The sequence below is a fragment of the Psychrobacillus psychrodurans genome, from assembly GCF_050209195.1.
Lineage (GTDB): Bacteria > Bacillota > Bacilli > Bacillales_A > Planococcaceae > Psychrobacillus > Psychrobacillus psychrodurans.
The window spans coordinates 694,892-708,445 of the sequence record NZ_CP189791.1 but is presented as its reverse complement, the minus strand read 5'-3'; the positions used below and the strand labels follow the sequence as shown (position 1 = coordinate 708,445).

The window sequence follows — 13,554 nt, the reverse complement described above, 5'->3', positions numbered from 1 at the left end:
AAACCGAACATTATATTGTTTTAACCTAATTAAGTTCGTGTTTCATTTCTAACTTTAAATTCCATTCAGAATTAGTTTGTTTTCCGATCAAATTGAGATATTACTTTAAATAACTCTTCCGATTGTTGCTTTAATCCGAATGATACGGATTCAATTTGCTCAATGGAACGAGCTTGTTCATCCGTAGCACTGCGAACCTCTTCTGCTCCTGCGGATGTTTCTTGGGCAATAGCTGCTACTTCTTGTGACTGGCGCGCCGTACTTTCTATATTTGTTAATTGTTTTTCCACTAGAGAGGAAATTTCAACCACCGATTCCGCCATCTCATGAATCTTTGCAGACATTCCTTCAATTGCTTCATTTGTTTCGGAAACACGTTTAGCTTCCCCAACAGCAAAGCTTACTTGGTCCGTCATCTGATGAACGACTGTTTGTACATCTGTTTGTATTGCTAATATCAATTCAGAAATACCTTGTACTGCTTTAGCACTTTCATCCGCTAATTTACGAACTTCCTCAGCAACGACAGCAAATCCTTTACCGTGTTCTCCAGCACGTGCTGCTTCAATAGATGCATTTAGTGCAAGCAAATTCGTTTGTGCCGCAATATCTCCAACCAACTGTATAATACTTTCTACTTTCCCTGCATTCTCTTCTAATTGATGAACATTTCCAAGGGCAGCCTCATTACCAGAAGCAATTTTTTGAATCCCGTTTACTAACGATTGAATAACATCCGTAGTTTGAGATAAACCTGTTATCATTTCTTTAGATTGTTCAGAAGATTTTTCTGCACGAAGATTTACCTCTGAAGCTAATACTCGTACGTCTTCTACTGATTCAGCTGTTTCTTGAACTGCTACTGCCGACTGCTCAGCGCCTTCTGAAATTTGGGCTATCGTATGTGCGATTGCTTCTGCTTGCTCTGAAGCCGCGGATGATTCTACTGAAAGCTGTTGTACTGTTTTATTTGTTTTGTCAAAGTTATCTTCAATACTTTGCACCATTTCTCTTAAATTCACTAACATAGACTGAAATGCGATAGCTACCGACTGTATCTCATCTTTCGATTTCGGTACCTCGACATCAACACCAATTTTTCCTTCTGAGGCTAATATTGCGACTTTTTCTAAGTTGAATAAAGGCTTGATAAGAAGACCACTGAAGAAATAAGCTAGAATACCAGACCATAAAATTCCAAGTGCATATGTCGCAATTTCAAATCCCCAAGAATTTGTTGCTCCATCAAACAATAACGGTTGTATAAAGCGGATAAATAAAGCACTTGTTGTATACGTAATTAATGCCAAAATAGCTACAAATAGCACAATCTTCTTTTGAAGACCAAAACTGTGCTTTTTCTTTTTTTCGTTCATCCCATTTCCCCCTGTAGTTTTTTCACTAGTTCATCTGTTAATACTTGTAGTTCTCGCAAAGTATTTTCATATGTAAACAAATCTCCCCCATATGGATCTGATACATCCTTGACATCATCAGGGGTTACAAACTCTTTGTACATATACACTTTTGAAATTGCATGAGGGAAACCTAAAATAATTGCGTGTTTGTGAGAGGCAGTCATTGTTAGGATAAGATCTGCCCAGTCTACTAGCGTCTCATCTACCGCAGATGAAGTATGCGTAAATGGAATCATTTCCTTTTCTAATACTAATTGGCTGTTCCGAGATATATGTGCGCCTTGCGTAGCATAGATGCCAGCAGAGCGAACCCCCATACCATCGATGTTTCGAGACTTTAATAACGCCTCGGCAATTGGACTCCGACATGTGTTACCTGTACAAACAAACAGAATATTCATAGATCTATTTCCTCATCTCTAGTATATATTAATTAGTCCTATAATTGTTTTAAAAATTGTTAAATATTTCGTAACGTGATAATACCCATCAACAAAATAAGCACTCCTGCAAGTCTTAAAATAAGCGCTCGGTTCATAAATGTATGTTTAAATATAACCTTTTGCGCTATAAATACGGCAATATAGGAAAAAAATCCGGCACTTAATATAAATACAAACTTTTCTAATTTAAGCATACCAAACGAAACACTTACTGAAAAGGTATCTAAACTCGCAAATACCGCAAGTAAGTAAGGAGACAGAAGTGGTACCTGTTTTGGAGATTGAGCTAAAATCATTTGTAATCCTACTAGCGACAAAAGGATACCCGATAAGTAAGGACTTGCATACGCCAAATAGTTCTGAACGACCACACCTGCATAATATCCGATTAACGGAAAAAGCATATGTAATGATGCCACCCATGCAGCCAGTGTAAAAATTTGCTTACGATATACGACCAATGAAAATAAAATAAGTACGTCTACAGACATTAAGGCGCCTGCTAAAATTTCACGCCACAAAAAAATCTCCCCCGTCTATTTGCATATTTAAATGTATGCAAGTAGACGAGCGAGAATACGATATTAGATATGAAACCATTTACCATTTGCTGCTTTTTCTAGACGATTCATAATTGCCATTCCGACTCCTTCTTTAGAGAGAACTGGCACTAGAATAATATCGACATCTGTTTCATCACAATTTCTTAAAGCCTGATACAGTAAGTGTCCTGCATCACCCAGTTGATTTTCTTTACCTAATGAAAAGAAGTAGTCTCCTTTTATCTGACTAAATAAATCACTAGCGATTATCGCTATTTTTTTCTGTTCACTATGTATTTTTTTTACTGCTTGTTGGACTTTCGTTATAGAATTTTCTATTAAATAGACCGGAGAATCAGGTGCATAATGTGCATATTTCATACCTGGCGCCCGAGGTGCGTCCTCATGATCTGTTGATTTTGCTACACTAACTTGCCCAATCACTTTTTCTAACATTTCTTTCGTCACTCCACCTGGACGAAGAATTGTAGGTGTTTCACTCACAAAATCTATTACAGTAGATTCTAATCCTATGCCTGTTGTTCCACCGTCTAAAATAAGGGGTATCTTTCCAGCTAAATCATGGAATACATGCTCCGCTTTTGTGGGACTTGGTTTTCCACTTTTATTAGCACTAGGAGCAGCAACAGGTTGCTTTAATTGTCTCAATAACTCTAGAGCTACACTATGTTCTGGCATTCTAACTCCTACTGTTTGTAGACCAGCTGTCACATTTTTCGCCAAAGTATCTGGTTTCAGTGGCAGGATCAGTGTTAATGGACCTGGCCAAAACATATCCATACATACTTCTGCAAGTTTTGGTATATCGTGAGTAAATGCACTTATCTCCTCTTTGGAACCAATGTGGACGATGAGTGGATTATCTTGTGGTCTGCCTTTAGCTTCAAATATTTTAGCTACAGCTTCTTCGCTTGTGGCAATCGCACCCAATCCATATACAGTTTCAGTTGGAAAAGCTACTACTTCCCCTTTTGTTAATAAATCCACAGCCTGTGTATAACTCGACTTATTTGTTGATAGATTATCCACAATTGTAATTGTAGTTTTCATGTTAGTTTTGCTCCTTCCCTCTGCACTTATCCACAAAATGTTGATAACTTTCAGAAAATTGTTAGTAACTATGTGGAAAACTTCTTTTTTAACCATTCCCATACCCAGAATTTAGGTTTTTCCTCTTTCACTTCTTCTTTATAGCATACCTTTGGAAAAAGTGCGCACCACCAATTATCCCCTCTTGCATTACCAATAGATATAACAATCGATTCTGTCATCACTTGGGAAGAGATTCCTTCGTTCCAAACTTTCGGCGGAAAACTTGCCAGTCCTTTAGTAATTGTAATATTAGTGTTTAAAGAACTTGATAGTTTCTCAATAGCTTGCTCTAAGTCGTTATACGTTTTTTGTGGATTATTTTCATAGTTTAATAAAATTGGTTCTATGTGGTGTTTCACGTCATTTTTCACTTGTTGGTCTTCGATTGTATTGCTATTAGCTATTAGTCGGAAACGAATACCTTCTACTTCTTCTCCTTGTTGAAATAGTAAAAACAAACAGAATTGAATTAGTAATAGCATCCATACGAAGAAAATCACTGCATCTATTTGTTTTCCAATGCTCGGTGCTTTTTTAATCTCGTAATCTGGTAACATATAACATTCCCCCTTAGGAACATTGTTACCAGTAGATTCATATTTTATTCAGTGATTGAGTGAAATCTTAAAAATTAATTATTACTAATTACCGAAATCCCAAAAAAAGTTGATTCTCACTCCAACGAACTTTCATGTTTTGAACCAAGTTTAACAATGTGGAACAGGCGGACACCTTCCTGCTGGGCTTTTAATTCGTGCACCTATCGCTTCGCTATCGATGCAAAAAAACATTTGCTGTTCCCGCTAGAGTCGTCACCTTGCGTTCCAATCAACAATGGGACCATTGAGGGCAAAATTAATAAATGTTCGCTTTAATTATGAGTTTGACTTTATTGTACAAAAAACAAAGCGATTTTTTTGATTAATATCCTGTACGATTTCCACATCTGATAACGGGAAGGCATTTTGAAGCATTTTTTGGACAGCTGGACCTTGGGCATAGCCAATTTCAAAACCTATGAAACTTGGAGCATTCATTATTTCAGGAAGCTTTTCTGTCATTTTTCTATATAACTGTAGACCATCCTCTGCAGCAAATAGAGCAAGATGTGGTTCATAATCTATCACAGTGTCCGACAAGCTTTCAGCTTCATGTGATCCGATATATGGAGGGTTAGATAGTATAATATCCCATTTTTGATCTGCTATAGGTGCTATTAAATCCCCTTGCTTAAATTCTACTTTCGCCTTTAGGCGTTCAGCATTCTTTTTAGCAACGACCAAAGCTTCAGTGGAAATGTCTGTTGCAGTCACCTCAGCACTTGAAATTTCCTTCTTGACTGTTAAAGCTATAGTACCACTGCCAGTTCCAATATCAGCAATTTTTAATGTTTTATGTTCCTCAAATAACCTAGCGACTCTTTTTTTGACTTCTTCAATCAGTTCTTCTGTCTCTGGTCTTGGAATCAACACATGCTCATTAACTAGAAAATCACGACCATAAAAAGTCTCTTGTCCAGTGATATATTGGAAGGGACGACCAGTTGCGTGTTCTTCTATATAAGCCCAGAAGGTTTGATAGGCTTCTGGAGTTATTTCATCGTATATAGTCATCATTAACTCGGAGTAGTTCTTCTGCAAGACATGCTGCAATAAGTAGCGAGCAACTTCTTTTTCACGTTTATTTTCCTCTAAAAAAGAAGAAGCCCGTGTTAGGGCCTCAAAATTTGTTTTACACATTTGTATCGTTCATTCTCTCTAATTTCTCTGCTTGATCTTCCATTATTAATGCATCGATCACTTCATCCATCTTACCTTCTAGGACCTGATCGAGTTTTTGCAAGGTCAATCCTATGCGGTGATCCGTTACACGATTTTGTGGATAGTTATACGTACGAATACGTTCAGAACGGTCACCAGTTCCTACTGCTGATTTACGTACTGCATCATATTCCGCTTGCGCTTCTTGACGGAATTTATCCGCTACGCGGGCACGCAGAATTTTCATTGCTTTTTCTCTATTTTTGATCTGCGATTTTTCATCTTGCATGGAAACGGTAATTCCTGTAGGTAAATGCGTCATACGAACCGCAGACATTGTTGTATTTACTGATTGTCCCCCAGCACCTGATGAAGCGAATGTATCTACACGAACGTCCTTCTCATGAATATCCACGTCTACTTCCTCTGCTTCAGGTAGTACTGCAACAGTAGCTGTAGAAGTATGAATACGACCGCCAGATTCTGTTTCTGGCACACGTTGTACTCGGTGTGCACCATTTTCATATTTCATTTTTGAGAACGCATTTTTTCCATTAATCATAAAAATGATCTCTTTGAAACCGCCAAGACCAGTTGGATTAGATTCCATAATATCTATTTTCCAACCCTGAGTTTCTGCATATCTGCTATACATGCGGAACAAATTCCCTGCAAATAACGCAGCTTCATCTCCACCAGCAGCCCCTCGAATCTCCATAATAACGTTTTTATCATCATTTGGATCCTTTGGAATCAACAACAGTCTTAGTCGCTCTTCCAATACTTCGATTTGGTCTTCTAATTCACCCACTTCTTCTTTTACCATATCTCGCATATCTGCATCTAGCTTTTCCTCAAGCATTTGCTTCGAGTCTTTATATTGGCTTTTAACTTCTTTGTATTCACGATATGCATCTACAGTGTCTTGCAAATCCGATTGTTCTTTTGAATATTCTCTTAGCTTATTAAGATCATTGACCACTTCTGGATCACTAAGCAATTCATTTAAATTATTGTAACGATCTTCTACCGATTGTAATCGATCAAACATCGAGCTCACCTCGTTCGTTTAAGTCTATATCATTCCTATTATAAAGAAAAAGTAACTTTCTCGCTACTTTTTCTGTAAAGGTTGGTTGGAAGTCTTCCTATTTTTAAGGAAAACTGGGCAAAAAAGACACTTAATCCTCTAAAAACAGAAACGTAGATATGCCGTTGATTGTAGCAAAGGGTAGAAGCTTTCCGTGGGCACGGCTTCAGCCGCTTCGCTCAGTCCAGGGTCTTCAGATCGCGCTATTCCCACTAGAGTCGCCGCCCTGCGCTCCAATCCCCTAGGTCCACTTTAATCAGATAATTGGATATAAAACCACCTAAATATACAAGTTTTATCTTAAAATAAGTAATAATGAAATGAACTCTGTTAAAAGATAATCTACTTGCTTCTTCCATAATAAAATAGTATACCTAATCGGACAGACGGTTTTATCACTAGATTAACTTTAATTGCTCTTCTTATCAAAGCGATAAGCTATGCTATATCTTCGAGTATAGTACTACGCATTATCTTGATTGTAGTGGACGGCGGCGACTCCAGCGGGATGAGTGAGACAGATGAGAGATCACAACGACGCAAAGCGACGGTGATAACTCATCGCTCCCCCCGCGGAGGCCAACAGGAAGTTGGTCACGAAGGCGTTGTGGCCCACAGGATGTGGGTTAGCAATCGTTGCTGCAGGACGCAGCGAACTTAGATTGCCTTCCTTTTGAGAGGTGGCGCTCTTAGCCTTCGTTCCTTTGTAACCGACTGAAACGGAAATCAGTAGTATTATTTAAATCTTTAAGAATTCATACATTCTTTTAAAAATCCACTTCACAGAAAAAAGTGAAGTGGATTTACCGTATCTTAAAGTGGTGGATTACCGTGACATTTTCTGCATACCGGATAGTAGGAGTCGTTGCCGCCTATATGGATTTGTTCGCCAGTGTAAACTGGTTTGCCGTGGTCGTCTACCCGTAGGTTCATGATTGCTTTTTTGTGACAGAACCAGCATATAGTTTTCATTTCTTCAATTTTGTCTGCGTAAATAAGCATGTAACGGCTACCTTCGAAAAGTTCATTTTGGAAGTCATTTTTCAGTCCGAAGCCCATTACCGGAATGTCTAATTCATCGACTATTTTGGTTAGTTGTAGAACATGTTCCTTTGTTAAAAACTGCACCTCGTCAATTAAAACGCAGTATGGCTTTGTGGATTCTGCCTGAACTAATTCAAGTAGGTTCGTTTCATCATAAATAGCTGTTGCTTTCCTTTTCAATCCAATTCTACTAGACACATGACCGACTTCGTCACGAGTATCTATTCCTGGTGTGAATATTAAAACAGGCTTGTTTTGTTCCTCGTAATTATGAGCAACTTTTAAAATTTCGATTGATTTACCACTATTCATTGCTCCATGTTTATAAAATAATTGCGCCATGATTTATCTCCTTGTGTACTATGTATTTCTTCTATTCATTTATAACATACACTTACTGTTATCGGAAATCATATTAGCCTTAAAACAAAAATACCTGTAAAGCATGAAGCCCTACAGGTATTTCGGTATTAGTTTTCTTGGTTTTCTTCTTTAATGCCGTATTTTTTGTTGAAGCGATCCACACGGCCATCAGCTGCTGCGAATTTTTGACGCCCAGTGTAGAATGGGTGACATTCGTTACAGAACTCGACTTTAATGTCATTTTTTACAGAACCAGTTGTGAATGTGTTACCACATGAACATGATACTGTTGCTTCTTTGTAATCGGGATGAATTCCTGCTTTCATCTCTATCTCTCCTCTCGCCCTGAACCATCTGGAACAGAGTTGGTTATGATACTGATACCTTACACGATCCGATTGATGTCAATCGCATATGTAGCAGAAAATTGTGATGTTACGATAAATATAATATCATCTTTGGATATTAAATGCAATTGTTTAGTTTAGAGTGTTACTTTTCCACTGCGATGTGCTTTCATTTCTACAGCTAATTGTTCAAAAAATCCTTCGTTTGTTTTTGATTGGCGAAGTTTTCTTAAGAAACGTTCTGCGAAGTCAGATGAATCGGAGAATGTCTTACGAATTGCCCAAAGTTTGTCCAGTTGTTCTTTGGGAATTAGTAACTCTTCTTTTCTTGTTCCGGATCGACGAATATCGATTGCTGGGAAAATACGACGTTCTGCAAGGCTTCTATCTAAATGAAGTTCTAAGTTACCCGTCCCTTTAAATTCCTCATAAATAACTTCGTCCATACGAGATCCAGTATCAACTAATGCAGTAGCAAGAATTGTTAAGCTTCCACCTTCTTCAATATTGCGTGCTGCTCCAAAGAATCTTTTTGGACGATGGAATGCTGCTGGATCAATACCACCTGACAGTGTACGACCACTTGGCGGAATAACTAAGTTGTACGCACGAGCTAAACGTGTGATGGAGTCCATCAAAATAATCACATCGCGTTTATGTTCAACTAGTCGCATTGCTCTTTCAAGTACGAGCTCTGCCACTTTTACGTGATTTTCTGGAACTTCATCGAATGTAGAGCTTACTACATCAGCTTTAACGGAACGCTCAATATCAGTTACTTCTTCTGGACGCTCATCTATTAATAAAACAATTAGCTCTGCATTTGGATGATTCGTTGTAATTGCGTTGGCAATTTCCTTAATAAGTAATGTTTTACCAGCTTTCGGTGGTGCCACAATCAATCCACGTTGCCCATAACCAACAGGAGCTACCAGATCCATGATGCGAGTCGATAGTTTATCAGGAACTGTTTCCAATACGATATGACGATCTGGATATAAAGGTGTTAACCCTGGAAAATGTACTCTTTCCTTCGCTACCTCTGGATCTTCCCCGTTTACTAATTCTACATGCAGCAGTCCATAATAGCGTTCACTTTCTTTTGGCGGTCGCACTTTACCCGTTACTTTATCCCCGTTTCGCAGATCAAATCTTCTAATTTGAGAAGCAGAGATATAGATGTCTTCTGAACTAGGTGAATAGTTAATCGGACGTAAGAAACCGAAACCCTCTTGTTGAATAATCTCTAGTACGCCTTCCATGAAGAAAAATCCTTCTTGTTCAGCACGAGACTTTAGAATTGCAAAAATAAGTTCTTTTTTTGAAAGTTTACTATATGCGGCTACTTTAAATTTTCGCGCAAGTGCATATAGTTCTTTCAGAGTCATGTTTTCTAACTCATTAATTGTTGTTTGTGTCATATGGAATGCACCACTCTTTATTATATTTTATTGTTTAACTCAATTTGATAATAGTATTGTAAATTATGAAATTCGAATAAGGTTGATCCCCGCTTCAACGCACTTTCATGTTTCGAAGCTAGTGTATCATTGCAGAAACAGGCAGACGGCTTTTCCGTGGGCACGGCTTCAATCACCTCGGACCAACAGGATGTTGGTTACAAAGGAGTCTCCACACGTGACATACTTTGCCTTTTGTTTCTCTTAAACGTTCCTGCTGGGCTTTCAGTTCCTCCTGTACTCACTGGAGAAGCTATCTTAAGCTCCAATCAACAAAATCGAATTTTATAAAAACGAAAAAACAATTATATTATCACGTAAATACTAGTGTTTTTTAATTGAATTAAGTAATTATGAAATTGACTCGTTTTCTAATAATTGAGATGTTGAAGAAAGAAGTTTTATAAGAGGTTACCCGACGTCCTTGGATTGGTCACAGGGTAAAACATAAGGAAAGATTCTTATTTTACATATTTAGACAGTATATACTTATTAATAATTATCTGTCCAGCTTCAGTCTTGCGTACAAAGGAAAAGAACACCTTTATTGAATACTTCTAGCGCTTTTCGAGTGGTCACAGGATGTGCTTCAAACGTTCGGCGCGACACGATGTTGCGAACTTAGTCTGTACTCCTATGTAGGCGCTTACGCTTACTCGCTACCAAGCTCCAGACTTTAAGAAAAGACCTAGGGCGTCTTTTCTTAAAGTCTTCCAGTGTTTTTCACTGCTGAGCGGCATCTGACGCTTTTCTTATAGAACTAAATTTGGTTTTTTATTTAAGCTGTGACGACCTTCAACAAATCGAACTGTACCTGATTTAGCACGCATAACGATAGAATGTGTTGAACTGAAGGCACCTTTGAATTGTACTCCACGAAGAAGTTCTCCATCGGTAACACCTGTTGCCGCAAAAATGGCGTCATCACCTTTAACTAAGTCTTCCATACGTAAAACTTTATTTACGTCAAGACCCATCTTGATGCAACGCGCTAGCTCTGCCTCGTCTTGTGGTACAAGTTTCCCTTGAATTTCTCCACCTAAACATTTTAATCCGACAGCAGATATAACTCCCTCTGGAGCCCCACCCATTCCGAATAAAATATCTACACCTGTATCATCGAATGCTGTATTAATAGCCCCGGCAACATCACCATCTGTAATTAGCTTTATACGTGCTCCAGCTGCTCTAATTTCATCAATGATTTTTTGGTGACGAGGACGGCCTAGAATAGTAGCCACAACATCTTCAATGTTTTTATTTTTTGCACGAGCAACTGCTTTTAGATTATCTAAAACTGATGCGTTAATATCAACTAAACCTACAGATTCAGGCCCTACAGCAAGTTTATCCATATACATATCTGGAGCATGAAGTAAGTTTCCACGATCGGCAACTGCAAGTACCGCAAGTGCATTCCAACCGCCTGACGCTACGATATTTGTACCTTCTAAAGGATCAACTGCGATGTCTACATGAGGACCATCACTTCCAAGACCAAGTTTTTCACCGATATATAACATCGGCGCTTCGTCCATCTCTCCTTCTCCGATTACAACTACGCCTTCCATGGGAATTGTGTCAAAAACTGTACGCATTGCAGTTGTTGCTGCATCATCCGCTTCATTTTTTAACCCTCTACCCATCCAACGTGCAGATGCGATTGCTGCTGCTTCTGTTACTCGAACCAATTCCATTGATAAACTACGTTCCATAATAATATAAGCCTCCAGTTTTGCGATATCCGAATTCCGAACTGTATTTCTTCCTGTACCATTGTAGCATATTTGTCAAATTTAATAAGTGACAATTATCAATAAAATGCATCTATATCACACGAATACAAGAAATCTAACCTTCGACATTGACAATTGCTTTTTCGTTCCAGCATACACAACAATTACGGCTAATTAAAAAGTCACAAGCAAATATATGTGTAACTATTTAGTGCATCCTATATATGTGAATCAAATTATCGATAGAATATTAATCGGTATTTACTTCAATTTCTTTTATTTCTACCCGTCTAATATCTGCACCTAGTCCTTGAAGCTTATCGACTAATGAGCTATACCCACGTTCTATATGAAAAATATCTTGAATTTCAGTTTCCCCATCGGCGATTAACCCCGCAAGAACAAGCGCTGCGCCAGCACGAAGATCACTTGCACGAACGGTAGCAGCTTCTAAGCTTACTGGGCCTGTAATGATTGCTGTTCTTCCATCCACACGACCATTAGCATTCATCCGACGCAGTTCATCGATTTGTTTAAATCGAGCAGAATAAATAGTATCTGTGATTACAGAAGTACCTGTTGCTTGGGTCATCAATACAGAAAAGGGTTGTTGTAAATCAGTCGGGAAACCTGGATATACCAATGTTTTTACGTCGACAGGTAACATTTCTTCCACTTTTGGGATTACAATCTTTTCTTCGTATTCTTCCACCTTCACACCCATTTCGCGAAGCTTGGCAGTTAACGCCTCCACGTGAAAAGGAATCACATTGTCAATGGTCACGCCGTCTCCAGCGACTGCTGCCATTATCATAAATGTGCCGGCTTCAATACGATCGGGAATAATCGTGTGCTTTGTACCATGTAATTCTTCTACACCGTCAATCCGGATAACATTAGTCCCAGCACCCTTGATATTCGCACCCATATTAGATAGTAAAGTTGCTACATCAATAATTTCTGGTTCTTTTGCTGCATTTTCAATAATCGTACGACCTTTTGCTTTAACAGCTGCCAGCATAATATTAATGGTAGCACCTACACTTACAACATCTAAATAGATTTTTGCGCCAACTAAATTTTGCGCACGTAGATAAATAGCTCCATGTTCATTTGACACCGATGCGCCCAATGCTTCGAAGCCTTTAATATGTTGATCTATAGGTCTTGGTCCTAGGTGACAACCGCCAGGTAACCCTATTGCTGCTTTGTTGAATCTTCCAAGCATGGCACCCATCAAATAGTAAGACGCACGAAGTTTCTTAATGTTACCATTCGGAAGAGGCATATCCTCCACATTTGTCGGATCAATCGTCATTGTTCCATTCTCAAATGTTACTTTAGCTCCTACTTCTTCTAAAATTTCTTTTAACGTCCAAACGTCTAAAATTTCTGGTAAACCTTCAATAGTTACAGGGGAATTTGCCAATAAAGAAGCAGGTATAAGTGCTACTGCACTATTTTTTGCACCACTTACTTTAATGGTTCCTTGAAGGCGTTGTCCCCCTTTTATTTTATAAACTTCCATACAGTTCTCCTTCGTCTTGTTACTCGCTTTTACGATTGTTCCAATCCGCTAGAAATCCTTCAATTCCTTTGTCTGTCAAAGGATGATTGAATAGTTGTTTTAGTACCTTTATAGGTGTTGTTGAAATATGTGCACCGTTTAAAGCAGCATCCGTAATATGTTGTGGATGTCTAATTGAAGCTGCAATAATTTCAGTATCGATATTATGAATATCAAAAATCTGTGCAATTTTTGCGATCAATTCCATCCCATCATGACCGATATCGTCTAAACGTCCTAAAAATGGTGATACATAAGTTGCCCCGGCACGTGCAGCAAGCAGTGCTTGGTTAGCACTGAAAATAAGTGTTACATTCGTTTTAATACCTTCAGAACGGAATACAGAACAAGCTTTAAGACCTTCTGGAGTCATCGGTAGTTTTACAGTAATGTTCGGTGCAATGGCAGCAAGTTCTCTACCTTCTTTAATCATACCTTCAGCATCTAGAGCTATTACTTCCGCACTCACTGAACCATCTACTAACGCGGTAATTTCACGAAGGCGATCGTGGAATGAGATATTTTCTTTTGCTACTAGCGATGGATTCGTCGTTACTCCTGATAGAATACCCCATGCGTGTGCTTCTTTTATTTCGTCAAAGTTGGCTGTGTCGATAAAAAATTTCATATGAATAATATCCTCCTCATGATGGAAAAACAGGAGAAGGTTC

Annotated in this window: 13 protein-coding genes; all 13 read right to left on the bottom strand. The window is 38.5% G+C overall.

What is annotated here, in order from left to right; all coding sequences use genetic code 11:
* Positions 1–71: 71 nt before the first annotated feature.
* Complete coding sequence (locus ACQCPR_RS03485; RefSeq protein ID WP_090565635.1) at positions 72–1,376, bottom strand: methyl-accepting chemotaxis protein; 1,305 nt, start codon at positions 1,374–1,376, stop codon at positions 72–74.
* Positions 1,373–1,819, bottom strand: coding sequence for a low molecular weight protein arginine phosphatase (locus ACQCPR_RS03480; RefSeq protein WP_090565637.1), 447 nt, complete (start codon positions 1,817–1,819; stop codon positions 1,373–1,375). The genes ACQCPR_RS03485 and ACQCPR_RS03480 overlap by 4 nt, the downstream gene beginning before the upstream one ends.
* A gap of 59 nt (positions 1,820–1,878) precedes the next feature.
* Positions 1,879–2,382, bottom strand: a complete 504-nt coding sequence (locus ACQCPR_RS03475; RefSeq protein ID WP_241595145.1) for a manganese efflux pump — start codon at positions 2,380–2,382, stop codon at positions 1,879–1,881.
* A 63-nt stretch (positions 2,383–2,445) separates the two neighbouring features.
* Positions 2,446–3,474 carry an L-threonylcarbamoyladenylate synthase gene (locus ACQCPR_RS03470; RefSeq protein ID WP_241595143.1) on the bottom strand — a complete coding sequence of 343 codons (1,029 nt, stop codon included), beginning with the start codon at positions 3,472–3,474 and terminating at the stop codon, positions 2,446–2,448.
* 68 nt (positions 3,475–3,542) lie between these two features.
* On the bottom strand, positions 3,543–4,073 hold the full coding sequence (locus tag ACQCPR_RS03465; protein ID WP_241595141.1) for a stage II sporulation protein R: 531 nt from the start codon (positions 4,071–4,073) through the stop codon (positions 3,543–3,545).
* Between the two features lie 318 nt (positions 4,074–4,391).
* A complete protein-coding gene (gene prmC, locus ACQCPR_RS03460; RefSeq protein WP_427138183.1) occupies positions 4,392–5,255 on the bottom strand; it encodes a peptide chain release factor N(5)-glutamine methyltransferase in 864 nt (287 codons plus the stop codon).
* The gene (gene prfA / locus ACQCPR_RS03455; RefSeq protein ID WP_090565648.1) at positions 5,248–6,327 is read right to left on the bottom strand and encodes a peptide chain release factor 1; all 1,080 of its coding nucleotides are present in this window, start codon (positions 6,325–6,327) and stop codon (positions 5,248–5,250) included. The genes prmC and prfA overlap by 8 nt, the downstream gene beginning before the upstream one ends.
* Positions 6,328–7,179: 852 nt before the next feature.
* Positions 7,180–7,752, bottom strand: coding sequence for a thymidine kinase (locus ACQCPR_RS03450; protein ID WP_241595137.1), 573 nt, complete (start codon positions 7,750–7,752; stop codon positions 7,180–7,182).
* Positions 7,753–7,880: 128 nt separating this feature from the next.
* A complete protein-coding gene (rpmE, locus tag ACQCPR_RS03445; RefSeq protein ID WP_090565653.1) occupies positions 7,881–8,099 on the bottom strand; it encodes a 50S ribosomal protein L31 in 219 nt (72 codons plus the stop codon).
* 158 nt (positions 8,100–8,257) lie between these two features.
* Complete coding sequence (gene rho / locus ACQCPR_RS03440) at positions 8,258–9,541, bottom strand: transcription termination factor Rho (protein ID WP_090565655.1); 1,284 nt, start codon at positions 9,539–9,541, stop codon at positions 8,258–8,260.
* 791 nt (positions 9,542–10,332) lie between these two features.
* Complete coding sequence (gene glpX / locus ACQCPR_RS03435; protein WP_090565657.1) at positions 10,333–11,295, bottom strand: class II fructose-bisphosphatase; 963 nt, start codon at positions 11,293–11,295, stop codon at positions 10,333–10,335.
* A 271-nt stretch (positions 11,296–11,566) separates the two neighbouring features.
* Positions 11,567–12,844: a UDP-N-acetylglucosamine 1-carboxyvinyltransferase gene (locus ACQCPR_RS03430; protein ID WP_090565659.1), complete on the bottom strand. Its 1,278-nt coding sequence runs from the start codon at positions 12,842–12,844 to the stop codon at positions 11,567–11,569.
* A 19-nt stretch (positions 12,845–12,863) separates the two neighbouring features.
* Positions 12,864–13,511, bottom strand: coding sequence for a fructose-6-phosphate aldolase (fsa, locus tag ACQCPR_RS03425; protein ID WP_090565661.1), 648 nt, complete (start codon positions 13,509–13,511; stop codon positions 12,864–12,866).
* Positions 13,512–13,554: the final 43 nt, after the last annotated feature.

Excerpts from the sequence above, each read along its gene's own strand:
- ACQCPR_RS03485 (WP_090565635.1), bottom strand. The coding sequence starts at position 1,376 with ATGAACGAAAAAAAGAAAAAGCACAGTTTTGGTCTTCAAAAGAAGATT.
- ACQCPR_RS03480 (WP_090565637.1), bottom strand. The coding sequence starts at position 1,819 with ATGAATATTCTGTTTGTTTGTACAGGTAACACATGTCGGAGTCCAATT.
- ACQCPR_RS03470 (WP_241595143.1), bottom strand. The coding sequence starts at position 3,474 with ATGAAAACTACAATTACAATTGTGGATAATCTATCAACAAATAAGTCG.
- ACQCPR_RS03465 (WP_241595141.1), bottom strand. The coding sequence starts at position 4,073 with ATGTTACCAGATTACGAGATTAAAAAAGCACCGAGCATTGGAAAACAA.
- prmC (WP_427138183.1), bottom strand. The coding sequence starts at position 5,255 with ATGTGTAAAACAAATTTTGAGGCCCTAACACGGGCTTCTTCTTTTTTA.
- prfA (WP_090565648.1), bottom strand. The coding sequence starts at position 6,327 with ATGTTTGATCGATTACAATCGGTAGAAGATCGTTACAATAATTTAAAT.
- ACQCPR_RS03450 (WP_241595137.1), bottom strand. The coding sequence starts at position 7,752 with ATGGCGCAATTATTTTATAAACATGGAGCAATGAATAGTGGTAAATCA.
- rpmE (WP_090565653.1), bottom strand. The coding sequence starts at position 8,099 with ATGAAAGCAGGAATTCATCCCGATTACAAAGAAGCAACAGTATCATGT.
- rho (WP_090565655.1), bottom strand. The coding sequence starts at position 9,541 with ATGACACAAACAACAATTAATGAGTTAGAAAACATGACTCTGAAAGAA.
- glpX (WP_090565657.1), bottom strand. The coding sequence starts at position 11,295 with ATGGAACGTAGTTTATCAATGGAATTGGTTCGAGTAACAGAAGCAGCA.
- ACQCPR_RS03430 (WP_090565659.1), bottom strand. The coding sequence starts at position 12,844 with ATGGAAGTTTATAAAATAAAAGGGGGACAACGCCTTCAAGGAACCATT.
- fsa (WP_090565661.1), bottom strand. The coding sequence starts at position 13,511 with ATGAAATTTTTTATCGACACAGCCAACTTTGACGAAATAAAAGAAGCA.